Raw genomic sequence first — 23944 nt, forward strand, 5'->3', positions numbered from 1 at the left:
CTCAGTGGCCATGCCTCCGGCAAGCCAAAGTGGCAGGTGGGCGTCTGGGACCTGCGCGTCGCGCAGTTGGGATTACCGGAGCAGGTTTTCGACACCAGACCCACCGCCTTCGTCACTACATCTGATGGGCACCAGATATTATTATCTCTTTGCAGATATTCCCTCGTGCGCCCGCAAAACTCTGAGGACGAGATTGGTGAAAAGATGCTGGCTCAAAACTCGGACTTTATTGCGTGCACGAGATTTGAAGACGCAGCTATTTGGCTGGGACAGTTACAAGAGGGTTTGCAGATGACCCTAAACGCTAAAGTCCGACAGCTTTGACAAAACAATGCAGCAGGATCTTGTTACCGCATGATGAATGGGTTCGACATTGGCTGTTCCGACGTATTCAACCATACGGTTTTGGTCCTTGTGTAGTCGTGAATGGCCTCGATCCCGGCTTCCCTGCCATAGCCGGATTGATTGTAGCCACCAAACGGAGCAATCGGGGACACCGCGCGGTAAGTGTTGATCCAACAAATTCCCGATTTCAGACGGGATGAAACCCGATGGGCGCGGGCAACATTTTCAGTGAAAACGCCAGACCCAAGCCCGAACAGCGAGTCGTTGGCCAATGCGATCGCTTCTTCTTCCGTATCGAATGGCAGCAGAGACATTACAGGGCCGAACATTTCGACCTTCAGCGTCTCGGTCTCTGGGCTCGAACACTCCACCAGCGTAGGGGCCATGAAGTTGCCCGGCCGGTCCAGAGGTTTTCCCCCGAAGCGGATGCGTGCGCCTTGTTCTGTGGCTTTCGCCAAAGTCGCCTGAATTCTTTCCACCTGAGCTGCGGTGCAGAGCGGGCCAACATGGGTGGCCGTTTCCAACGGGTCGCCGATTGCGACGCCCTTCATCTTCTCTTCGATCTTGTCAACAAGCGCGTCCAGTACCGGGCGATGTATCAACCCGCGCGAGCCGGCCACGCAGCTTTGACCCGAGGCGCCGAAGTTTCCCGCAATCAAACCATTGGCGGCGCCATCCAGATTGGCATCATCAAAAACGATGATCGGGGATTTCCCGCCCAGTTCCAAAGTGGTCACCGCGAAGTTTTCAGCCGAATTGCGCACGACATGGCGCGCTGTTTCCGGGCCGCCGGTGAATGCGATCCGGTCCACATCCGGGTGCCGGGTAAGCGGGATGGCGCAGTTTTCGGCATCCCCCGTAATGACAGAGACGACACCGGGCGGAAAGCCAGCTTCATCGATCAGCCGCGCGAACTCCAGCATCGGAGCGGGCGCAATTTCAGAGGCCTTCAGCACGACCGAACAGCCTGCTGCTATCGCGGGGCCAAGCTTGGTTGCGGTCAGGAACATCTGTGCGTTCCAGGGGACGATTGCGACCACCACGCCAATCGGTTCGCGTTTGGTGAAGACGTGCATGTCCGGTTTGTCGATCGGAAGAACCGCCCCTTCGATCTTGTCCGCAAGCCCTGCATAATATCGATAATAGTCACCGACATAGGCTGTTTGGCTTGCGGTTTCGGCAAGCAGCTTTCCGCTGTCGGTGGTCTCAAGCTGGCCCAGGTGTCCGGCGTTTTCCTCGATCAGTTCGGCAAGTTTGAACAACAGTTTGCCGCGTGCAGTTTGCGTCATGTCGCGCCACGCGGGATCATCAAGTGACCGACGCGCCGCGGACACGGCGCGGTCAACGTCTTCGGGTGCGGCGCAGGCGAAACTGGACCAGTCCTGGCCCGTCGCCGGGTTTTGCGAATGCATCACTTGCCCGCGTGCCCCTTCGGTCCACGCACCGTCGATGTAAAGCTGGAAATGTGGTTTCTGATGCATCATCGATCCTCACTGAAACTTTGGCATGACGTCGTCGATGAAACGGGCCAGCGATGCGCGTTTGCGTTCGAAACTCATACCGCTGTCTATCCAGAACGAATACTCATCATAGCCCAGATCTTCGTATCGTTTCAGACGTTCCGTGACCCCATCCGGGGTTCCGACAGTCAGATCACGCGCCAGGTTTTCCGGTGCCATCATCGTATTGGCCGCCATCTCTTCATCCGTCAACGTCTGGATCAAGCCCTGCCGGACTGGCCGCTTGTTTTGAAACCAGGCCCCGAAATAGTTGTAGAAGCGCGACAATTCCCGAGCGGCCAGACCCAGATCATCATCGTCGCTGCCAACGTAAGTGTGATGCAGCAGCATGATCTTGGGGCGCGGCCCCTCATGGTTTGCGCATGCATCTTCAAAGCGGCCCATCAGCGTTTGAATCTCTTGCATGCCCTGCCAGAGCGGTGTGACCTGAATGTTGAAGCCGTTCTGCACACCGAATTCATGACTGTTCGGATCCCGCGCCGCGATCCAGATCGGTGGTCCGCCGGGTTGCACCGGTTTGGGGGCCGAGGTAGTGGCGGGGAATTTGAAATACTCTCCATCATGGGCACAGTCACCCGCCCACAGCCGGGGCAAAAGCGGCGCGATTTCCCGCATGCGCTGGCCAGCATCCCATGCATCCATTCCCGGCATCATCCGTTCATATTCATACGAATAGGCGCCGCGGGCGATGCCCAGCTCGATACGGCCGCCTGTCATCAGGTCCGCCGCAGCCGTTTCGCCCGCCAGTTTGATCGGATGCCAGAACGGTGCAACAACTGTACCCGTGCCAAGCCGCACGTTCTTGGTGTGATGTGCGATATCGACCAAAGACATCAAAGGGTTGGGCGCGATCGTAAAGTCCATCCCGTGGTGCTCGCCGGTCCAGACGGCGCGCATTCCCGCCTCATCGGCCATTTTACACAGCGCGATGAATTCTTCATACAGCTTCTCATGGGGTTGATCGGGGCTCAGCCGTTCCATGTGTGCAAAAAGGGAAAACTCCATCCATCAGGTCCTTTCAGAAAAGCTGTGCACGTCGCCTTGCTGCGCACTGCCCAGATACAGTGAGAAGTCGCGGGTTCGGCTTTCCAGCGCGAAACGAGAAATCATGGTGGTGATTGGCGTCGTCGAGTAGGCAAGGGCCGCCAGGTCTTCAATCGCGACGGCCTCAAGCTTGCCGTGTTTGGGAAGTTCCGGCGCATTGCCCAATATGTAGACATGATGCGCTGTGGCATCGTCATAGACCGAGTAGACCACGCCGAGACGTGCGTCGATGCCACGATCATGCAGATCCTGCCGAAGGCTGTCGCGCAACTGTCGCCGGTCGGACAATGTGACCTGCGGCGGCCTGAAACCGGCATCCGTTTTCTCAAGCAGCACGCGGCCTTCGTGTTCGATGATTGCGCCACAGACGGTCCGGCGCCCCGTCGGTTCAAGCGCGCCGCGTTCCAGGCCAAGGCTGAAATACTGCCCGTTCGCGTAGCCCAGCGCCGGGCGGTCGTTGTGGGAATAGGCTTCGACCTGTCCGATCAGAACGCAATGGTCTCCTGCCTCGATCACTTGGTGGGTCCGGCAGGAAAATGTTGCGACTGCTCCGTTGATCAAAGGGATCTCTCGCGCGTCGAGGTCATGGTCGGTCTTGGCGAACCGATCACCTTTGAAGCCGGCGAAGGTGTTGGACACATCCTCTTGCCCCTCGGCCAGAACACTCACCGTGAAATGGGTGCAGGTCGAGAATTCGCCGTATGAAGACAAGTTCTTGCCGGGGCAGACGATCAACAGCGGCGGGTCGAGCGAAACCGAAGTGAAGGAATTTGCCGTGAAGCCCAGGGCCATGCCAGAGGCGCTGCGCGTGGTAACTACGGTCACACCGGTCATGAATTTGCCGAATGCCCGCCGGAGGTCGCGGGGGTCGAGTTCGGTCATGATTGCACCTCGCTTTGAAAGCTGGAAATGGCGGCGTTGACCTGACTTGCATGGGTCATCGGCATCATATGGGCCGCCCCATCGATGATCAGCGCGCGGCCATTCGGGGTGACTTCGGCCATTTTCCGCGACATGTCCGGGGTGGAGTTCGGCTCCTGACTGCCGGTTATGAACAACGCGGGGCAGCGAAGTTTCCGCAACGCGTCGCGCCGCGGATTTTGGCCTTGGGCAAAAACCGTATAGGCCAGCTTGTAAGCAGCCGGATCCATGGCCGTCAGCCAGTCGCAGCAGGCATCACGTTCAGGCGAACCGATGTCACCGAACCACCGGCGCAACGTGCTGGTTGGGTCAACCGGTGTTTCCCCATCCAGTTCCGTCGCACGTTCCCGAACCGCCAGCGCGGCCTTTGCGCTGCGTTCAAAAACGGCATTCATTGCCACGACGCCGCAAATCCGGTCGGGCGCCTTGGTGGCAAGGTCCAACGCGATCATCGCGCCCATCGAGTGGCCGACAACAAGGACCGGACCGTTCAGATTGCCCAGCACGTTCCCTGCGGCATCACTGTATTCCGACAGTTCCGTACCGAAAAACCGCAGCGGGCTTTCGCCGTGACCGGGCATGTCCGGTGCCGTCAGGCGCGCTTCCAAGGCCAACCCGTCCAACTGCGCGCCCCAGGCTTCGGCCCGCAGGCCAACCCCGTGCAGCAACAGGATGTCCGGACCTGTGCCTGTCTGGATGGCGGCCAGCCCGCCGATTTCAGACCGCGGCCGGGTTGTCCACGTCATGACCCAAATCCTTGAGATCCTGATACCGGTCGCCGATACGGTGATGCGGTCTGCCCGAGGTTGCCGCCCCCAGCACGACGACAATTTCGTCGTCGCGCGGTGCGTCCGGGATCGAGAATTGAACGGTCAGGTAGTGAGACCGCCGCCCGGCATCGTTTTTGTCCATCAATGGCACCATGATCGGCGCATTTGCGGGGCCGCGCGTGTTCGTGAAAGCCAGATAGGATTTCGCGCTGACCGCCTGCCGGTAGTGGTTGCCGAACCGAAGGGTATGAATAATGCCCGAGGCGTGCTCGACCTCGCCATTCAGCCCGACGACGGCTGCCTTTCCATAGGCTTCGATTGCGTCGCCACTGCCGGCCAACGCGATCATGCGGTCCGTCATCATCTTTCCCAGTACGGGGCCATATGCGTGGATTTCCGGTTTGAGGTCTTCGACATATCGACCCGCCCAGGGATTGGTAATCACTGCGGCCACGGCGAACATGCGCCATGGGATTTCCGCAGGGCGAAATCCCTCGACAAGAACTTCCTCGTCGTAGGTAACAATCTTGCGTATTTCCGGCTTCATCACACCTCTCCTGTCGCGCTGGGAGAAAGTAGAAACGGGTGTGGTTTTTGACAAATGATTGAATTATGTGCTTTCGCATTAAAAAGATTAATGGCTAACTTGATCAATGGCAAAATCACTTCCCCCCCTGACCTGGTTCCGATCCTTCGAGGCGGCGGCCCGGACCCTGAGTTTTACCGCGGCGGCCGAGGAAATCGGCCTGACCCAATCGGCCGTCAGTCAGCAGGTGAAATCCCTTGAGATGCGTCTGGGGACAGCGCTTTTCATAAGGCATCCGCGCAGTCTGGCCCTGACGGATGCAGGGCGGAAACTGTTGCCCGAAGTCGGCAGAGCGCTTGAGGCGCTTGCCGCCGCCGCCGGAAGGGCCGACGCAAGCGCACCAGGAGACGTCCTGACGGTGGCCACATCTGTCAGCGTCGCGCAATGGGTCATCGCCCCAAACCTCGCGGACTTCACCACCCGCAATCCAGAGATCAGCGTGCGGCTGCTCAGCGCAATCTGGCCTGACGATTTTCACGCGTCGCAAGCTGACGTTCAGGTCAGGTTCGGATCGGAAAAACAAGTGGGCAGGGGGGCCGAACGTTTGTGGCCGGACAGGCTTGTCGCTCTCAAGGCGCCGACGCTTGCAGGGGATCCGTTTGACCTTCCCCTGATAGAGGCAGTCGGCACTTCAAGCGGATGGAAGACGTGGTTCGACAAGCAGGACGTGCAGCGGCAGCCTGCCGTTTTCGTCGATACGTTCGGCATGGCGCTTCAATTGGCGGTTCATGGCAGCGGGGTTGCCCTGATCAGCGAGTTCCTGGCGAAACATGCGATGATAACCGGTCTTGTCGAAAGCGCACATGACAGCACTGTCGACTGCAACGAAGGGTATTATCTTTCCGCCGATGCCAGCAATCCGGCGGCCGCATTGTTTCGGGACTGGTTGCTTGAACAGATACGTGTTTGATCAGGCGCGGGCCTAGGATCGTTCGTGCACCACTCAGGGCTTGACGAATACTTTGCGTGGTCGTTTGCACAGACACTCTGCAGGACCGTTTTCCTTGATCAGGATGGTTTCGGTGATCGCAAGCCCCCAATCATCCATCCAGAGCCCGGGCATGAAGTGAAATGTTATGCCTGCTTCGAGGATCGTATTGTCTTCGTCCCGCAGCGAGATCGTGCGTTCGCCCCAGTCCGGAGGATAGCTGAGGCCGACAGGATAGCCACAGCGAGCACCGCGTTCGATCCCCGCACGTTCGAGAGGCGCCGCCAGCGCTTTGGCGATATCCTTCGCGCGATTGCCGGGGCGCGCAGCCTCCAGACCCGCTTCCAACCCCTCGACCAAGGCCGCCTCGGCCCTTTTGAGATAATCAGGCGGTTGACCCAGAAATACCGACCGGCAGAACGGAGCATGATATCGGCGATAGCAGCCAGAGAGCTCGAAGAAGGTGCATTCGCCCGATTTGAACACATCTCCATTCCAGGTCAGGTGCGGCGCGGCGGCATCTGACCCGGACGGCAAAAGTGGGACGATGGCTGCGTAATCCCCCCAGTCATCACCGACGCCCGTGATTGCGTCATGGTAGATCTGAGCGACCAGCTCGTTCTTGCGCAGGCCGGGTTCAACGCGCTCAAGCACGCCGTCAGTCACAAACTCTGAAATCCGGGCCGCCTTGCGCATCAGGGCGATTTCTTCGTCGGATTTCACGACCCGTTGCCAGTTGACCAAGGCCGTTGCATCGATCAGGGTTGCCCCGGGTAGTTCCGTTGTCAAAGTAATATGGGCTTTGGCCGAGTAGTAATAATTGTCCAGCTCCACCCCAATTCGGCTTTGGCCGTGTCCGCAGTCCGCAATAAGTTTGGCCAGATCCTGCATTGGATGCCGTGCGGTCGACTGCACGAAGTGATCCGCGTATCCGAAAACCCGATCGTCCCCCATCCACACCGTGCGCAGCGCACCGTTTGCATCCTGCCGGCGCCCCCACCAGATCGGGTCCGCGTCAAGAAAGATCAAGGCACCCTGGTGAACGTAAAAAGACCAGCCCTCGTACCCGGTGAGCCATCCGATGTTCGAGGGGTCTTCGACAAAAAGGCAGTCAATTCCCTTTGCGGCCATCGCCTTTCGGGTCTTGGCAAGACGGCGATCATATTCCGCCCGGCTGAAGGCTGGATCAGAGTGGGTCATTGGCGCCTCCGGTCAACAAAAGACTTTGGTTGACAGAACCCTACCGATCCGCTCACGTCAACGAACGAAAATTCAGGGGGCTGCATGAAAGCCGATATCAATCTACACCGAACGGGCCATAGCACCGGGCCATTCAAGCGGTGTCGTTTCAACGGTTCAGCCTGCATGCGGCGCCCCACCTCTGAGGTCGCCGGATGAGAGGGTTCGAGCCAGCAGAATTCGCAGCGCGCACCGAACGCGCACAGGTGATGATGAATGCCGCGGGCCTGTCGGCGCTGCTGCTGACCACGGAAACCGACGTGCGTTACTTTACCGGATACCTGACCAGATTCTGGGAAAGCCCGACCCGTCCGTGGTTCCTGATCCTGCCTGCGGCCGGTAAACCGGTTGCGGTCATCCCCTCGATCGGCGCCTCGTTGATGGGGCAAACCTGGATCGACGACATCCGAACATGGAGCTCACCCGACCTTCAGGATGACGGCGTCTCGCTTTTGACGGATGCCTTGACGGAATTGACACCCGTCAAAAGCCGTATTGGAATGCCCGATGGTCACGAGACGCACGCGCGTATGCCCATGTCGGATATCGAACGCCTGCGAAACAGGCTCGGTTCGCGCCACATCACCGGAGATCACGGTATTTTGCGCCAACTTCGCATGGTCAAATCCGAGGCGGAAATCGCCAAGATCGAAACCGCATGCGCCATAGCCGGCCGGGCATTTGCCCGAGTTCCCGAGATTGCTCGGGCAGGCGTGCCTTTGGATGAAGTATTTCGCGGTTTCCAGATACTCTGTCTGGAAGAGGGTGCCGACTGGGTGCCGTATCTCGCAGGTGGGGCAGAGCAGGGCGGTTACTCTGACGTAATATCGCCGGCGTCTTCGTCCCCCTTGGAGGATGGCGATGTACTGATGCTTGATACCGGCTTGGTCTGGGATGGCTATTTCAGTGACTTCGACCGCAACTGGTCGGTCGGCCCAGCAAATCCGGACGTGAAATCTGCTTACGCCAGGCTGATTGAGGCGTCTGATGCTGCTTTCGAGATTGCCCGCCCCGGCGCCACCGCAGCAGAGCTGTTTCATGCCATGAACACCGTGCTGACCAAGGCACCCGAAGGCACGGATGCCGGTCGGTTGGGGCACGGGTTGGGAATGTCGCTGACCGAATGGCCCTCGCTCATCCCGACGGACCAGACCGTTCTTGAGCCCGGCATGGTGCTGACCTTGGAGCCGGGCATTGCCGTTGGTGGCAAGATCTTGGTTCACGAAGAAAACATCGTCGTAACAGACGATGTTCCGCGCTTTATCAGCCCGCGTATCGGGCCGGAGATGATCCAGCTATGACCTACGTGCCTTACACGCTTGACGAGGACGACCCGCAAGCCCCGCCGCTTGGATTGATTGTTCTTCAGGTCGACGAGACGATTGAGCCGGAATTCAGCACGATTTTCTCGGGCCGGAAAAACCCGTTGTATGTAACACGGATACCCAGCGGCATTGAAGTGACACCGGAAACCCTGGCCGAGATGGAAGAGGCCCTGCCGGCGGCGGCGGGATTGCTGCCCAGCGCGCGTCCTTTCCGGGTGGTGGGTTATGGCTGCACGTCCGCAAGTTCCGTCATTGGATCAGAACGTGTGGAGGAACTTGTCAAACAGTCGTGCAATACAAAAGAGGTTACGAACCCTTTGCGCGCGGCCACGGCCTGCGCCGCGGATCTTGGCGTGTCCAGGTTTGCGCTGCTGTCGCCTTATGTCGAAGAGGTCAACGCACCGCTGCGTGCCGCGTTTTCGGAAAACGGAATAACCATGGATGTTTTCGGGACATTCGGGCAGGCCGAAGAGGCAAAGGTTGCTCGGATTTCGGTGCAGTCCGTGATCGAAGCTGCGACAGAATTGGGATCTGATCCGTCGGTAGAAGCGGTATTCATTAGCTGCACCAACCTTCGGACCATTGAAGCAATCCCTGAGATTCGCAAACGGATTGGTAAGCCTGTTCTTTCAAGCAATCAAAGTCTTGCATGGCATATGGGTCGCCTCAATCTTGCTGATTGAAACAGCAAATATGATATGAATATTCGCAAAAGCGTCATCTAATGTTGCCAAGTGCCTACTGCATGGTCTTAACTGCTGACTACAGATCAATGAAATCCGCAACTCTCGGATAATCATTTGACGCAACAGGGGGTCTTGTGACCGACACAAATACTGATGCCGCGTTTGTTGAATTCCAACGCGTACAAAAATCTTATGATGGCGAGAATCTCGTTGTCAAAGATCTCAACCTTGCAATGCCTAAAGGCGAATTCCTGACCATGCTCGGGCCGTCCGGGTCTGGAAAGACAACCTGCCTTATGATGCTTGCCGGATTCGAAACCGCCACACATGGCGAAATCCTTCTTGACGGGAAGCCCATCAACAATATCCCTCCACACAAGCGTGGGATTGGCATGGTCTTCCAGAACTACGCCCTGTTTCCGCATATGACGGTGGCCGAAAACCTTTCATTCCCCTTGGAAGTTCGCAAATTGGGGAAGTCTGAACGGGATGAAAAGGTTCAGCGTGCCCTGGATATGGTTCAGATGGGTGCGTTTGGTGGGCGACGCCCGGCTCAGTTGTCTGGCGGTCAGCAACAACGAATAGCCTTGGCGCGCGCCTTGGTTTTCGAACCCGAACTGGTGTTGATGGATGAACCCCTGGGCGCACTGGACAAACAGCTGCGCGAGCATATGCAGTTTGAAATCACGCGTCTTGCGCATGAGCTTGGAATTACCACGGTCTATGTGACGCATGACCAGACCGAAGCGTTGACTATGTCGGATCGTGTCGCTGTGTTCGACGACGGCCGTATTCAGCAGCTTGCACCGCCTGATCAACTTTATGAAGAACCAGAAAACAGCTTTGTTGCCCAATTCATCGGGGAAAACAACACCTTGGAAGGTGTCATTAAATCGATTGATGGCGACACATGCCTTGTCCAACTTGATGATGGCTCTGAAATTGACGCGGTTCCGATAAATGTTCGCAATCCGGGCGAAAGGACAAAGGTGTCAATCCGGCCTGAGCGGGTGGAATTCAACAAGGATCGCTTGCACGCCGATGCTCATACGCTGAAAGCGACTGTCAAAGAATTCATCTACATGGGTGACGTATTCCGTTTCCGCATGTCCGTTGCAGGAAATGATGAATTCATCGTCAAAACACGGAACGCGCCAGACGCAATCCGCCTGACCCCAGGTCAGGAGATCGAGATCGGCTGGCTGGCTCAGGATTGTCGTGCGCTCGACGCATAGGCCAAGTCGCGCGGAACAAGCGCGACCTCACTGAGGGACCGGCTGGTGAAAACCCGTGCATCAGTCGACCACACACATAAACGGGAAGAACTGGGAGTAATTCATGAAGAAAACCAAAACATTGTTGACAGCAGCTGCAGTTGGGGCGGTTGCCGGCGGTGCGTTCGCCGAGGAGATGACGATCGTTTCCTGGGGCGGCGCTTATTCCAAATCGCAGCTGAAGGCGTATCACGAGCCCTATTCTGAAAAGACAGGTGTCACCATCCTGAATGATGACAGCTCGGCCGAAGCGGTTGCAAAACTGCGCGCGATGAACGAAGCCGGCAATATCACCTGGGACGTGGTCGATGTTGTGGCCGCAGACGCAATTCGTCTGTGTGACGAAGGGCTTGCGCTGGAAATCGACTTTGACACCCAGCTTGCCCCCGCGCCGGATGGCACACCTGCCTCCGAAGATTTCGGCGACCTGTTGGTCAGCGACTGCTTTATTCCGCAGATCGTGTACTCAACCACCTTCGGTTACCGTACTGACCTGGTCGGCGATACACCCCCAACCGATATCTGCGCTGTGTTCGATCTGGAAGCTTACCCCGGCAAGCGCTCGTTGGAAAAACGCCCGATCAACAATATGGAATGGGCCCTTTTGTGCGATGGCGTCGCGAAGGAAGATGTCTATGACGTTCTGGCCACTCCGGAAGGTCAGGATCAGGCGCTGGCCAAGCTAGACACCATCAAAGACAGCGTTGTCTGGTGGTCTGCGGGTGCCGACACGCCGCAGCTGCTGGCCGATGGAGAGGTTGTCATGGGTTCTACCTATAACGGCCGTTTGTTCAGCGTAATCGAAGAGCAGAAGCAGCCGGTCGCCATGCTTTGGGACGCCCAGGTGTTCGATCTGGATGGTTGGATCATTCCCGCTGGTCTGAGCGAAGAGCGTCAGAAGCGCGCGCTGGACTACATCATGTTCGCGACCGATACCCAGCGTCTGGCGGATCAGGCCAAGTACATCTCGTACGGCCCGGCCCGTGCATCGTCGGCTCCGCTGGTGGGTAAGCATGCCGAACTGGGTATCGATATGGCACCCCATATGCCAACCGATCCGGAAAACGCCAAGAACACGTTCCTGTACAACTATGAGTTCTGGGCGGACTACCGTGACGACATCGACGCCAAATTCCAGGCGTGGCTGGCGCAATAATCCAGTTTTGAATTGGTGACACTGTCAGGGGCGGGAAACTGCCCCTGACCCCAAAAAAGCCAAGGGGCAACAATGACCGACGCCACCCAAAACGCGGGCCCTATGCTGGCCGCTGATGGAACACCGCTCAAGCAGTCGCTGGCGCGGTCGCTACGCAGGCAAAAGCTCCGGGCGTTGCTGTTGGTTGCTCCGCTTCTCCTCTTTGTCCTGTTTTCATTCATCGTTCCCATTGCATCGATGCTGTTCAGGTCTGTTGAAAACAGTATCGTGTCCGACACGCTTCCCTTGACCGTAGAAGCCCTGAACAACTGGGACGAGCAGTCAGGTGAGTTGCCGGGTGAGGATGTATACGAGGCCTTTGTCCGCGACATGATTGTTGCGATTGACAACAAAGAGCACACAAGGCTCGGTTCGCGTTTGAACTACGAAGAGACTGGCATGTCTTCGATGTTCCGCAGGTCCGGGCGCCAGATCAAAAAACTGGACCCTGAAACGGATGGGCCGTTCAAGGAAAAATTGATCGAGATTCATGACGGATGGGGAGATCCGCAAACCTGGCGAGTGATCAAGACCCACTCACCAGCGATTACCAATGGTTACTTCCTGAATGCCGTCGATATGCGCAGAACCCCGGAAGGCGCACAGGCCCAACCCGAAGACAAGCAAATCCTGATAAAGCTTTTTGGACGTACTCTGTTCATGTCGCTCGTAATAACAGGTGCATGTATCCTGCTTGCTTATCCTGTCAGTTATTTGTTGGCGACACTTCCGATGCGGGTATCGAACCTGTTGATGATACTTGTCCTTTTGCCCTTCTGGACGTCCCTTCTGGTTCGAACGTCCGCCTGGAAGGTCATGTTGCAGCAACAGGGGGTTATTAACGATACCCTCGTTTGGTTGGGGCTGGTCGCTGATGACGCTCGCCTGATCATAATCAACAACCAGATCGGCACCATCATCGCGATGACACACATTCTTTTGCCGTTCATGATCTTGCCAATGTATTCGGTGATGCAGACCATTCCGCCGTCTTACACGCGTGCGGCCAAATCCATGGGTGCAACGAACTGGACGACGTTCTGGCGCATCTACTTCCCGCAATCCGTGCCCGGAATCGGTGCCGGTTCGATCCTCGTGTTCATTCTGGCGATTGGGTACTACATCACGCCCGAGATCGTGGGCGGCACCAAGGGCGTCTTCATCTCGAACCGGATTGCCTATCACATCTCGTCCTCACTGAACTGGGGGCTGGCTGCGGCCTTGGGTACGATCCTTCTGGCGGTCGTGCTGTTGCTCTACTGGGTCTACGACAAGATCGTAGGCATCGATAACGTGAAGTTGGGATAATCAAGATGGCAGCACTGACACCGATATCCCGCAAACCCATGTCCATGGTTTTGCCCAGTGTGGCACTTGCCGGGGCCTTTGCCGGCATTTTCGTCGGGGCCGGAAATGGTTCGGTCCTTCTGGGTATACTGGGCGGAGCCGTTCTGATCGCGGGGCTGGCTTGGGTCTACATAAATATCGTGAAGAACGAAAACCTCGCACGCTTGATCAATATCATCGGATTCGGCGTCGTGGGTTTTTTAGTGGCCGGGTTGATGGGCGGTGTATTGGGGCTGCTCGGCGGCTGGTTTTTCGCCTGGTTTATCTATTGGTTGTACGAGGGGCGGTATCGGCGCAAGCTGCTGCCGTATCTCACGGCACAACAGGTTTTCTATCACTACCTGTTTCGCGTGATCTGTGGTGCGATCTTCGTCTTTCTGATCACGCCGATTCTGGTGGTGTTGCCGTTGTCTTTCAACGCGCAGGACTTCTTTACCTTCACGCCCGAGATGCTGCGGCTTGATCCGGAAGGCTATTCGCTGAAGCATTACCGAGATTTCTTCACCAACAACGAATGGCAACGCAGCTTCAAGAATTCGCTGATCATCGCGCCGATTGCGACGGTTATTTCGGTAACGTTGGGAACGCTGGCCGCGATCGGGCTCAGCCAGTCGCACGTTCCCGGACGCCGTGCGATCATGGGAATTCTGATTTCGCCGATGATTGTTCCGCTGATCATCTCGGCGACGGGTATGTTCTTTTTCTACAGTGATATCGGGCGTTTCCTCGAAGGTACACTTGGCATGAACAAGAACTTCGTAGGCTATCTGAAAGTTATCCTGGCCCACGCCGTGCTGGGTATTCCCTTTGTGATCATTACCGTGACGGCGACCCTGGTGGGCTTTGATCGATCCCTGACACGGGCGGCTGCCAATATGGGCGCAGGGCCCGTTAGGACCTTCTTCAAGATACAGATGCCATTAATATTGCCGGGCGTAATCTCGGGCGGCCTGTTTGCCTTCATCACATCGTTCGACGAAGTGGTCGTGGTCTTGTTTGTGGGCTCCGCCTCGCAAAAGACATTGCCGTGGCAGATGTTCACCGGTCTGCGGGAACAGATCAGTCCAACCATTCTGGCAGTCGCCACAATCCTTGTGGTCCTATCCATTGCCCTGTTGACGACGGTTGAACTGTTGCGGCGTCGGTCGGAGCGTCTGCGGGGCCTTTCGCCCGCTTGACGCAGCAAATCGTCTGATCTAACGATTCACCTGTTCATCTCTGCCGCGATGGCGTCGCGGCGACTACGGAGGTGATCGGCTCTCGGACCCCGAGACCGCCTGTCCTGAACGCCGGGACATGTGGCCGGGAAAATGCACGCCCGGCATAGATGAGAGACCAAGGATGACTGACATTTCTAACCGCCCTCAGTTCTTCACCTGCCATAATGGCGACAAGGCCCCGTTGCCGTTCAGCAAATCCGAATATGACCGCCGTCTTGGCAAGCTGCGCGCGATCATGGCCCAGCGGGATATCCCGGTGGTGTTGCTGACATCGATGCAGAACATCGCCTATTATTCAGGCTTTCTGTACTGTGCGTTCGGGCGCCCTTATGGCTGTGTTGTGACCCAGGACAACTGCACCACCGTTTCGGCCAATATTGATGCCGGACAACCCTGGCGCCGGTCGGTTGGAGACAATGTGATTTATACAGACTGGAAACGCGACAACTACTGGCGGGCAGTTGCGAGCCTGATCGGGAATGCAAAGCGGATCGGCATCGAAGGCGACCACATGACGCTTGCAGCGCGCGACACGGCGCTGAACACGCTGGACGAGCCAGAGTTGGTTGACATCGCGGCCGACACCATGGCCGCGCGGATGATCAAATCCGCTGAAGAGATCGAATTGATCAAGGGTGGAGCGCGCACGGCCGATGTGGGTGGTGCTGCGATCCATGCCGCAATCCGCGAAGGCGCAACCGAAATCGAAATTGCGATGGCAGGTCGAGACGCGATGGAAGTGGAAATCGCGCGGGCCTATCCGGATGCCGAATACCGCGACACATGGGTTTGGTTTCAGTCGGGTTTGAACACCGACGGCGCGCATAACCCGGTCACCAAACGCGCGTTGCAAAAAGGTGATATCCTGTCGCTGAACACCTTTCCGATGATCTCGGGCTATTACACCGCCCTGGAGCGGACCCTGTTTCTAGGTGAGCCGGATGCCGACAGCCTGCGCCTGTGGAAGGCCAATGTGGCCGCGCATGAACTTGGATTGAGCCTGATCAAACCCGGTGCCACATGTTCCGGTATCACCGCCGAGATCAACCGGTTCTTTGCCGACGAAGGTCTGCTTCAATATCGTTCCTTCGGCTATGGGCACTCGTTTGGTGTTCTGAGCCACTACTATGGTCGCGAAGCCGGTCTGGAACTCCGCGAAGACATCGACACAGTGCTGGAACCCGGCATGGTGGTCTCGATTGAGCCGATGCTGTGGATCCCCGAAGGCCAGCCCGGTGCAGGCGGTTACAGGGAACACGATATTCTGGTGGTGGGCGAAGACGGAGCCGAAAACATCACAGGCTTTCCCTACGGGCCGGGGCACAACATAATCGACGCCTGAGGTTTGGGGTGGAGCCTCGGCTCCACCCGCTTTTCACGTGCGTCGGGCACGTTCGTGAAAAATGAAACCCAGAAAATTCAACAGCAGCTGCGCCGCCAGAATCTGAGTGCTTTCAGTGGGGTCGTAGGCGGGGGCCACCTCGACCAGATCGATGCCCACCACGTCGCCCCTTTTCGCCAGCCCCTGAAGGATTTCCAGAACGTCATAGTACAAAAAACCTCCGTGGCTCGGAGTGCCGGTTCCGGGCGCGATCGAGGGGCAGAACGCATCGATATCGATCGTTACATAGTACCGTTTGCCTTCGGGAATGCGGTCAAGAACAGCCTCTGTTCCCAATCTGCGAACCTGCCGCACGGACAGGATGTCCGATCCGCGCGCGCGCGCGTCGTCATACCCTTCCTTGGCGGTGGACGATACGTTTCGAATGCCCAGCTGGGTCATCCCTGAAACATAGTCTTTCTCGATCGCGCGGCGCATGGGATTTCCGTGCCCGTTGGTGACGCCGTGACGTTCATCTACAAAGTCCAAATGCGCATCGATTTGAACAACATGGATCGGGCCGTTTTCGGCGCAGTCGCTTTCAAATGCGGAAATGCAGGGGATGTTGACCGAGTGATCACCGCCAATCACCAGCGGAAGTGCCCCGGCCTCGAGAATTTTTTGCACGCCAAAGGCTATGTTCTTGTGGCTGGTCTCGGTCTTGGTGTGGACGATATCCGCATCGCCCAGGTCGACGATCCGAACCGAGCTGTCAAGATAGGTCGCGTCATCCTCATGATCATAGGCGCCGGCATGGCCAAAACTGAAAAGGGTCGATGCCTCTCGCACGGCCCGAGGACCAAAACGCGCGCCGGGGCGCCATTGGGTACCAAAGTCGAACGGCGCGCCGAGCACGCAAGCATCGGCCTCGATTCTGTCCCAGTTCTCGACATATGGAGATTTTGCGAAGGTCGATATTCCGACAAAAGGAAGATTCAGTCGCCCGGACGCATATCCATGTTCCTGCACTTTTGGTCCTTTCGATTGTTGTGCCATTTTCCCGAATGTGAACATGAGGACACGCCGTATTGAAACTAAATTCTCTTTGAACGGCGGGTTTTGGGGGGATCAGGCGAAGTTTTCTGTCAGAAGGGCGGGCTTGCGTTCAAAACTGACCCGGCCCAGCCCATCAGAGCGCTTCAGGATCGGTCAAAAGACAATCCCGCTGATGGTGTTGCCTTTCCTTCGTTTCCCATTCCCAAAGAACGAATGAAAGATCCGCTTCGGCCTCGGCGATGCTCTGGCAGGTTTTCCTGTGCGGAAAGACGGTTTTTGATCCTTCCGGGCCAGAAAATCATAAGCGTTAACAAAAATATCGATTTGATATAAAGTTGTGGGGTTATTGATTGGTAACGCGCGGGTATTCGTGTGGCACAGACACTTTATGAAAAATATGGCGGTTTCAAAACGATCAGCCGGGTCGTGATGACCTTCTATGAAATGGCGTTGGATTCGGATGAGATCGGCCATCATTTCGAAGACATTGATATGCCGCGCCTGATCGACCATCAAACCAAGTTCGTCTCGTCTTTGATTGGCGGGCCGGCATCCTTCAGTGATGACAGGATCGAAGCAGTTCATCGGCATCTGAACATTTCGCACAACGAATTCGACGTCATGGCCGAGCTGTTTGGCGACGCGCTGAGTCAGCATGGCATGTCCGATGGAGACATCAAAACTGCGCTGACCGCAATCGAAGGCAAACGTTCGATCATAGTCACCCGGAACGCGGCATGAGCATTCTGGCGATAAACGAGCAATTGCTGCGTGCGATCGGAGTCGGCGTCGCCGTGGTGCGCGCATCCGACCTGCAATTCGTGTTTCACAACGGGCCTTTTACGGAGTGGTTCGGCACTCCTGAAAAGGGCAGTACCCTAAGCGACGTTCTGTCGGATCTCGACCCAAAGGAACTTGAGGACGTAAAGCAGTCCGGCCTTCGGTACTCGGTCGAATTGCAGATAAAGCCGAAACGCAGGACCTTGATCTTTGCTGTCACGGTCTCATTGGCCAATGGCTTGTCCGAGCAGGTGCTGATCGTGGAATGTCAGAACATCACCCGCATTCGCGAATTGGAAAGCATGATCGACAGCTATTCCACCATGGTCGAGCGCAACACCCGAGAGCTTGAGCGCGAAAAGGAAAGAGTGGAACGGCTGTTGCTGAACCTGATGCCCCGAGCCGTGTATGAAGAGTTCAAGACGTTCGGCGTTGTCACGCCGCAGCTGTATCAGCAGGTTTCAGTGGTGATGCTGGATTTTGTAGGGTTCACGGATTTTGCGGCCAAGACCGACCCGACGGTGACTTTGAGCGAACTGAACGACATCTTCACGGCCTTTGACCGGATCGTGGAACAATTCGGGTGTGAGCGGATCAAAACGATCGGAGATGCTTATCTGGCCGTGTCAGGTATGCCAGATCCAACACCGGATCATGCGACCGCCGTGGCGCATTGTGCGGTCAGGTTCTTGCGCTATCTCGAACGCCGCAACGAAAGCCATCCGCATAAGTGGCAGGCCCGGATCGGATTGGGGATGGGTGCGGCGGTGGGATCGGTCGTGGGCATTCAGAAATATGTCTATGACGTGTTTGGCCCTGCCGTAAACATCGCGTCCCGGTTGCAGGTCTTTGCCAACCCCATGAACATCGTGGCCCCGGAAGAGATGAAATATGCCCTGATTGACGAGTTTCAGGTCTCGGAGCTTGGGTGCGTTGATATCAAGGGGATGGGTGAGATGGATCTGATCAATGTGACATCGGGCTTGAGTATGCCTCAGGGCAGCCGTTCGTTCTGACTGCGTCACTCGTCCTGGGGGATCAGGCCCAAACCGCGCAGGTAGATGCCGATACCGCTTTCCAGCAAATCTTCGGGAGGAAAAGGCGAAGTTGCGCCGGTATTTCGGGCATACAGCTCAACGACTCCGTGGCTCATCGCCCAGATATGGGCGCTGAACATCGATGCGGGCGGGCGCTTGTCAGGAGGAATATGCTGGGACAGGTCCGCGGCCGCTTTTTCAAGAACGGACTTGGCCCGGTTGGCCGCAAGGGACAGTTCGGGTGTCCGGTTCAGGGAAATCCCGCTTTCGAACATGGCGATGTAATGCCCGGGATTTTTGCGCGCAAAGGCCAGATATGCCCGCCCCGTTGCTTCAAAGGCGGCAAGGGCTGAAGGCTGTCCTTCGTCATAGGCGTATTGCATCAGGTCTGCGAACATCTCAAACCCCTGCCGTGCGGCTTCGGCAATCAGGTCCTCGCGCCCTTGAAAATGACGGTAGACGGCGGCAGGCGTGACACCGGCCGTTTTGGCCGCCTCGGACAGCGTGAAACCGGTCGGGCCCTTGTCTTCGATCAGGGACAAGGCAGCCTCGATCAGGGCTTGCTTTAGGTTTCCGTGGTGATAACCGCGTTTCGTCATCCCGGCCTCAGTTGCATTGATTGCGTGTTGGAAGACAAGGACATAGACCACCGACGCATTGTCGTCCAATGCATGATCGTGAAGGTATCAACGGGGCGCGGCAGAGAGACAATCTACGCCCCCCACATATCCGGGCCACCGCAGATACGGGCATCAATCTCGCCAATACTCTTTTTGTCCTTCTCATCATAGTCCAAGGCATGCAGAACCGTTCGGATGGCCGCAAGCCGCGCGCGTTTCTTGTCGTCGGAACGCACAATCGTCCACGGGCAGGCATCAGAATGCGACCGGGTCAGAGTTTCCGAGATCGACTGCGTGTATTCATCCCATTTGTTCAGCCCTGCGACGTCGATCGCGCTGAGCTTCCAATGCTTCAAAGGGTCGTTTTCGCGCGCCAGAAAACGGTTCAGTTGTTCTGCGCGCCCGACATTGAGCCAGAACTTGAACAAATGGATGCCGTCATTCACCAGGCCCGTTTCAAGCGGCAGGACCTGACGGAAGAACCTCTCACGCTGTTCCTGAGTGCAGAAGCCAAAGACGTTCTCGACGACACCTCGATTGTACCAGCTGCGATCAAAGAACACGATCTCTCCTGCGGCGGGCAGATGCGGGATGTAGCGCTGAAAATACCATTGGCTGCGTTCGGCGTCTGATGGTTTGGCCAGCGCAACGTTGCGCGCGCCGCGCGGGTTCAGGTTTTCGCGAAACCGTTTGATGGTGCCACCTTTGCCGGCGGCATCGCGGCCTTCGAAAATGATGGCAACCCGCTGGTCGGTTTCCTTGACCCAGGATTGCATTTTGACCAATTCAATCTGAAGCAGGTCCATCTGCTCATCATAATCCTTGGTCTTCATTTTTTCGGAATACGGGTAGGTCGGGTTCAGAATATCGCCCTTTTTCGCGTTTTGAATCTCTTCCCGTACAGATTTGGGCGCGTCTTTCTGAAAATACTTCTCGATAGAGCCTTTTCCTGACCGGGCCATATGTCACCTCGCGATAAAATCCATATCTGACTATGGATTAGAGCGTGGGTTAACGCAAACCCGCGCGCTGCGCCGCGCGATCAATCGCGGCGGCAACCTCGGGTGCCGCGACCACCTGTGGCATGTGACCGACACCCGGTAGCTCGATCAATTCGGCCCCGGGGATCTGTTCGATCAGGCGTTCAGAATGCCATTCAAGACCAACGGTGTCGTCGGCCGTTCCGTGGATGATTTCCGTCGGAACGGAGATCTCGCCATATCTGGGTTGCAAACTGGTAATTTCGTCCAGCAGGTTGGCGCGCTGCTTGGCGTTTGCATGCATCGAGCCACGCCGGATCGTCAGCCCGGGCCCGAAATGTTCCGCATAGCCTTCGGGCGCCGTTTGCGGTGCAAAAACTTTGTCCAACGCCTGTGTGACGTACCATTCGGGCAGGAAAGAGCTGATCAAGGGCAAGGCCAGCACATTGCCCGCCGTGGTTGACGCAAGCCGGTTGAACCCATCCAAAGGCGTTTCCCATGGGATGGCGGCCGGGGCGATCAGAACCAGAGCCGAGATATTCTCGGGCCGGGTCACGGCCCAGGCCAGCGAGACCGATCCGCCATAGCTCTGCCCGGCCACGATGGGTTTTTCCGCACCAAGCTGAGCCGCCGCCCGTTGCAGGATATCCGCCTGTTCAATGATGGTTTCGCCATCCGGATTGAAGCTTTCGGAATAGCCCAGGCCCGGTCGGTCAAAAACGATCACGCGGTATGACCTAGCCAGAATGGGGGCCAGCGCGAAGGTCATGTCGCGCGTGTTCCCGCTGGAACCGTGGATCAGAACGACATCAGGACCGTCCCCCATGACCACGGCGTGCACGGCGATGCCGCCCACATCCAGAATCCGACCCTCGGGGGGGAAAGCCGCCTCGGCCAGCGCTTCGTTCCGGGCGCTGCGCCAGGTTGTCAGTATGACAAGGCCCAGAACGGCCAAGCCAAGGGATATCAGGACTTTAGTGGCCAATTTTCGTTATGTCGAACGGCGTGGTCTGATAGATTTCGTTGATCCAGTTGCCGTACAGCAGATGTGCGTGACTGCGCCATCGGTTCTGCGGCTTTTTGGATGGATCATCATCGGGGTAATAGTTTATCGGCACGTTGATAGGCGTGCCGTTGCTGACGTCCCGATCATATTCCTGTTTCAGCGTGTCACTGTCGTATTCGAAGTGATTGAAGATATACAGCGCGCGATGGCCGGGATCTTCGACCAGACAGGGGCCGACATCGTCGCTGCCCAACAGGGTCCTCAGCCCGGGTGCGCGATCGATTTCATCCTGTTTCATTTCCGTCCATCGGCTGACCGGAATGACGCAGTCATCCGAGAAACCGCGCAGGAACGGAGACGCCGGGTCCAGGTTGCGATGCCGGAAACACCCAAAGGCTTTTGCGTCCAGCATGTGCTTTTTGACGCCGTGAAAATGGTTGATCATCGCCATCCCGCCCCAGCACACACCAAAGGTGGAATGTACGTTGGTTTGGGTCCAGTCGAAGATCTCGCTGATTTCGTCCCAATAGGTGACATCATGAAATTCCAGATGTTCGATCGGGGCACCGGTGATGATCAGGCCGTCGAATTTCTGATCTTTGATCTCCTGAAACGGGCGATAGAATTCGGACATATGCTCGGCGGCGGTGTTCTTGGTCCGGTGTTCGGTCATGCGGATCAAAGACAGATCGATCTGCAACGGGGTTGCCCCGATCAGGCGCGCGAACTGGTTTTCGGTCTGGATTTTCTTGGGCATCAGGTTCAGCAAACCGATGCGCAGCGGGCGGATGTCCTGACGCATTGCCTGATCTTCGTCCATGACCATGACGCCCTCTTTGGTCAGGACGTCAAATGCAGGCAGTTCCGATGGGATTTTGATGGGCATGTGTCAGGCTTCTAAGAGATCAGTGAAAACTGGTAGTTAGGCGTTATTGCGCGTGGTCTCAAGTGTGCGTTCGATCAACTCATTGAAATCGGCGGCATCGCGGATTTTTCCGATGTCGTTGGCAGCGATCGCCACGCCCCAGTTGTTCGCCATGGCCTCGTAACGCGGCTGGCGGTGCGCCAAGGCCTGTGCATAGGTCCAACGGACGAAATCATCGGGATCAACATCCGCTTCTGAACAGCCTTGCAGGTCCAGATAATCTGTCCACGCCTTGGTCAGGAATTCGGCCTGGTAAGACATCGGCTTTGGAGCTTTGTCAAAACGGCGGACAAGCTCTGCCGTGTGTTCCTCATCCCCCTTCAGCCAGATCATCAGGGTGTGTTGCGAAAGCTCGGACAGTACCCGATCGTTCGGATCTTCGGGGTCTACCCATTCGCAGATCGATCCACCGGTGTCGCAGATGAAATGGGGGTATTTGTACAAACGCTCGGCTCGGTCGATGAAATACTCGGTATCCAGCAGAGCGTGTATTTCGGCCAGTCGAAACTGTTCCTGCCTGCGGCGGTATTCCGGCATCTCCAATCCGCCAAGGGCAGGGTTGCCCGGTTTGCCCAGATAGGCTGCGACCGGAGTCAGGTTCGCGAACGAGATATTCGAGCCGATGTAAATGGAATCCGACAGAAGCAGGTCACGCAAGAACGGGACTTTCATCGCCTCGGCCTTTGCATTGTCGGTGATGTATTCGCCCATGTACCGGGTGCCGATGCGATAGTCGATCGAGTAGTGAAACCAGTTGCCTGAGTCCCGAAGAATGTTCGAGACATATGTCTTGCCCAGACCGGACATGCCAAAGAACAGCACCTTCTTGCGGCTTGCCGTGCGCCAGTCTTCGGCTGAGTTGTAGATCATCTTGTGCTGTCCCTTTTTTGCCTTTGCTAAATCGGGCAGCGCACGGCGTCAATCACGGCGGCCAGCTCGGTTCAATACCAGAAGGCCCATGGCAAGGATGACAAAGCCGAAATAGGCATTCGGCGGCAGCGCTTCGTTCCGCAGAATTGCGCCAAGCACGATGGCGACCGGAGGGATGACAAGCGTCACCAGCATCAGGTTGCCGCTGCCCGCCATCGCCAGGACTCGATAGTACAAAAGATATGCCCCCGCTGTTGCCACAATGGCGTAATAGCCAATCGCAGCCCAGGTGATCGCGGGCAGAGCAAGCGTTGGCACCCCGTCCGTCATCAGCGCCAGCGGCAGGATCAGCACAGTCGAACCGGTCAGCATTCCTGCCGCCGCGACTACGGGATGAAGGTCAGACAGATGATGCCGCGCCCAAGCCGCCGCAAAAGCATACGACAGCGTTCCGGCCAACACGGCAAGCTGCGCTGTGTTTTGCAGGCTGAAAGACGTGAAGGTCTGTATTCCGATGGTGATCGAGACACCGAGAAAACCCAAAACGACTCCGATGACCCGGGCTTGTGTCAAACGCTCATCTTTGAAAAACAGCGCCGCAACCAGAACGCCAAAGATGGCTGTGGTCGCGTTCAGAATGGCCGTAAGACCAGAATCTATGTAAAGCTGACCCCATGCCATCAAGCTGAACGGGATGACATTGTTCAGCAACCCCATGATCAGAAATGCGCCCCAGATGCGCAGAGAGCGGGGCAGCGAAAGCCCCTTGCCCCATGCCACCAGCCACAGCACCAGCATCGCCCAGAACGTGCGGTGCAGAACCGATGTCATAACGGGAATGGAGTCCAGAGCGATCCGGATGGCTACAAAGGATGCGCCCCAGATCACGGCCAGGAGAAGAAGTTCGACCCAGGCGCGCCGAGAAAGGTGTTTTTGCGTGTTCATGGCC

23 protein-coding genes are annotated in these 23944 nt (G+C 56.9%); 10 read left to right on the forward strand and 13 right to left on the reverse strand.

The genetic code is table 11. From position 1 onward, the window contains the following. Nucleotides 1-347: 347 nt before the first annotated feature. Genes GOW60_RS06270 through GOW60_RS06290 form a run of 5 tightly spaced genes read right to left on the reverse strand, consistent with a single transcriptional unit; the run spans nt 348 to nt 5147 of the window. The gene (locus GOW60_RS06270; RefSeq protein ID WP_171228625.1) at nt 348-1826 is read right to left on the reverse strand and encodes an aldehyde dehydrogenase; all 1479 of its coding nucleotides are present in this window, start codon (nt 1824-1826) and stop codon (nt 348-350) included. A gap of 9 nt (nt 1827-1835) precedes the next feature. Continuing rightward, nucleotides 1836-2870, reverse strand: a complete 1035-nt coding sequence (locus GOW60_RS06275) for an LLM class flavin-dependent oxidoreductase (protein ID WP_171228626.1) — start codon at nt 2868-2870, stop codon at nt 1836-1838. Nucleotides 2871-2873: 3 nt separating this feature from the next. Next, nucleotides 2874-3791, reverse strand: a complete 918-nt coding sequence (locus GOW60_RS06280; RefSeq protein WP_171228627.1) for a flavin reductase family protein — start codon at nt 3789-3791, stop codon at nt 2874-2876. Next, nucleotides 3788-4576, reverse strand: a complete 789-nt coding sequence (locus GOW60_RS06285) for an alpha/beta fold hydrolase (protein WP_171228628.1) — start codon at nt 4574-4576, stop codon at nt 3788-3790. Before GOW60_RS06285 ends, GOW60_RS06280 begins: the two co-directional genes overlap by 4 nt. Further along, the gene (locus GOW60_RS06290; protein ID WP_171116235.1) at nt 4548-5147 is read right to left on the reverse strand and encodes an amino acid synthesis family protein; all 600 of its coding nucleotides are present in this window, start codon (nt 5145-5147) and stop codon (nt 4548-4550) included. The genes GOW60_RS06285 and GOW60_RS06290 overlap by 29 nt, the downstream gene beginning before the upstream one ends. A 106-nt stretch (nt 5148-5253) precedes the next feature. On the opposite strand from GOW60_RS06290, the gene GOW60_RS06295 reads away from it, so the two are divergent. Then, on the forward strand, nt 5254-6096 hold the full coding sequence (locus tag GOW60_RS06295) for a LysR family transcriptional regulator (protein ID WP_171228629.1): 843 nt from the start codon (nt 5254-5256) through the stop codon (nt 6094-6096). Between the two features lie 33 nt (nt 6097-6129). Here GOW60_RS06295 and GOW60_RS06300 read toward each other — a convergent pair whose 3' ends face one another. Continuing rightward, on the reverse strand, nt 6130-7314 hold the full coding sequence (locus GOW60_RS06300) for a M24 family metallopeptidase (RefSeq protein WP_171228630.1): 1185 nt from the start codon (nt 7312-7314) through the stop codon (nt 6130-6132). Between the two features lie 194 nt (nt 7315-7508). Here GOW60_RS06300 and GOW60_RS06305 point away from each other — a divergent pair, with 194 nt between their 5' ends. The 7 genes from GOW60_RS06305 to GOW60_RS06335 all read left to right on the forward strand — a co-directional run bounded on the left by GOW60_RS06305 (nt 7509) and on the right by GOW60_RS06335 (nt 15742). Then, complete coding sequence (locus GOW60_RS06305) at nt 7509-8654, forward strand: Xaa-Pro peptidase family protein (protein ID WP_171228631.1); 1146 nt, start codon at nt 7509-7511, stop codon at nt 8652-8654. Continuing rightward, complete coding sequence (locus tag GOW60_RS06310) at nt 8651-9361, forward strand: aspartate/glutamate racemase family protein (RefSeq protein ID WP_171228632.1); 711 nt, start codon at nt 8651-8653, stop codon at nt 9359-9361. Before GOW60_RS06305 ends, GOW60_RS06310 begins: the two co-directional genes overlap by 4 nt. Before the next feature lie 137 nt (nt 9362-9498). Then, nucleotides 9499-10599, forward strand: coding sequence for an ABC transporter ATP-binding protein (locus tag GOW60_RS06315; protein WP_152457796.1), 1101 nt, complete (start codon nt 9499-9501; stop codon nt 10597-10599). A 103-nt stretch (nt 10600-10702) separates the two neighbouring features. Beyond that, nucleotides 10703-11794, forward strand: coding sequence for an extracellular solute-binding protein (locus tag GOW60_RS06320; RefSeq protein WP_152457797.1), 1092 nt, complete (start codon nt 10703-10705; stop codon nt 11792-11794). 72 nt (nt 11795-11866) lie between these two features. Then, nucleotides 11867-13141: an ABC transporter permease gene (locus GOW60_RS06325; RefSeq protein ID WP_152457798.1), complete on the forward strand. Its 1275-nt coding sequence runs from the start codon at nt 11867-11869 to the stop codon at nt 13139-13141. A gap of 5 nt (nt 13142-13146) precedes the next feature. After that, a complete protein-coding gene (locus GOW60_RS06330; RefSeq protein ID WP_152457799.1) occupies nt 13147-14358 on the forward strand; it encodes an ABC transporter permease in 1212 nt (403 codons plus the stop codon). A gap of 163 nt (nt 14359-14521) precedes the next feature. Then, nucleotides 14522-15742 carry an aminopeptidase P family protein gene (locus GOW60_RS06335; RefSeq protein ID WP_171228633.1) on the forward strand — a complete coding sequence of 407 codons (1221 nt, stop codon included), beginning with the start codon at nt 14522-14524 and terminating at the stop codon, nt 15740-15742. A gap of 33 nt (nt 15743-15775) precedes the next feature. Here GOW60_RS06335 and speB read toward each other — a convergent pair whose 3' ends face one another. After that, nucleotides 15776-16750 (reverse strand): agmatinase, encoded by a 975-nt coding sequence (gene speB / locus GOW60_RS06340; RefSeq protein WP_171228883.1) that lies wholly within the window; start codon nt 16748-16750, stop codon nt 15776-15778. 399 nt (nt 16751-17149) lie between these two features. Between speB and GOW60_RS06345 the strand changes: the two genes are divergently transcribed. Both GOW60_RS06345 and GOW60_RS06350 read left to right on the forward strand, forming a co-directional pair. After that, complete coding sequence (locus GOW60_RS06345; protein WP_152457802.1) at nt 17150-17518, forward strand: group 1 truncated hemoglobin; 369 nt, start codon at nt 17150-17152, stop codon at nt 17516-17518. Further along, a complete protein-coding gene (locus GOW60_RS06350; protein ID WP_171116220.1) occupies nt 17515-18573 on the forward strand; it encodes an adenylate/guanylate cyclase domain-containing protein in 1059 nt (352 codons plus the stop codon). Before GOW60_RS06345 ends, GOW60_RS06350 begins: the two co-directional genes overlap by 4 nt. 5 nt (nt 18574-18578) lie before the next feature. Here GOW60_RS06350 and GOW60_RS06355 read toward each other — a convergent pair whose 3' ends face one another. From GOW60_RS06355 to GOW60_RS06380, 6 genes are all read right to left on the reverse strand, one after another. After that, the gene (locus GOW60_RS06355; RefSeq protein ID WP_171228634.1) at nt 18579-19193 is read right to left on the reverse strand and encodes a TetR/AcrR family transcriptional regulator; all 615 of its coding nucleotides are present in this window, start codon (nt 19191-19193) and stop codon (nt 18579-18581) included. Nucleotides 19194-19306: 113 nt separating this feature from the next. Then, nucleotides 19307-20176, reverse strand: coding sequence for a polyphosphate kinase 2 (gene ppk2 / locus GOW60_RS06360; protein WP_171228635.1), 870 nt, complete (start codon nt 20174-20176; stop codon nt 19307-19309). Between the two features lie 49 nt (nt 20177-20225). Continuing rightward, nucleotides 20226-21179, reverse strand: a complete 954-nt coding sequence (locus tag GOW60_RS06365; protein WP_171228636.1) for an alpha/beta fold hydrolase — start codon at nt 21177-21179, stop codon at nt 20226-20228. Continuing rightward, complete coding sequence (gene metA, locus GOW60_RS06370) at nt 21169-22086, reverse strand: homoserine O-succinyltransferase (protein WP_171228637.1); 918 nt, start codon at nt 22084-22086, stop codon at nt 21169-21171. Before metA ends, GOW60_RS06365 begins: the two co-directional genes overlap by 11 nt. A 36-nt stretch (nt 22087-22122) precedes the next feature. Then, complete coding sequence (locus GOW60_RS06375) at nt 22123-22995, reverse strand: ATPase (protein ID WP_171228638.1); 873 nt, start codon at nt 22993-22995, stop codon at nt 22123-22125. Nucleotides 22996-23043: 48 nt separating this feature from the next. Next, a complete protein-coding gene (locus GOW60_RS06380; protein WP_171228639.1) occupies nt 23044-23940 on the reverse strand; it encodes a DMT family transporter in 897 nt (298 codons plus the stop codon). Nucleotides 23941-23944: the final 4 nt, after the last annotated feature.

This window comes from Ruegeria sp. HKCCA4008 (genome assembly GCF_013033125.1).
GTDB lineage: Bacteria > Pseudomonadota > Alphaproteobacteria > Rhodobacterales > Rhodobacteraceae > Ruegeria.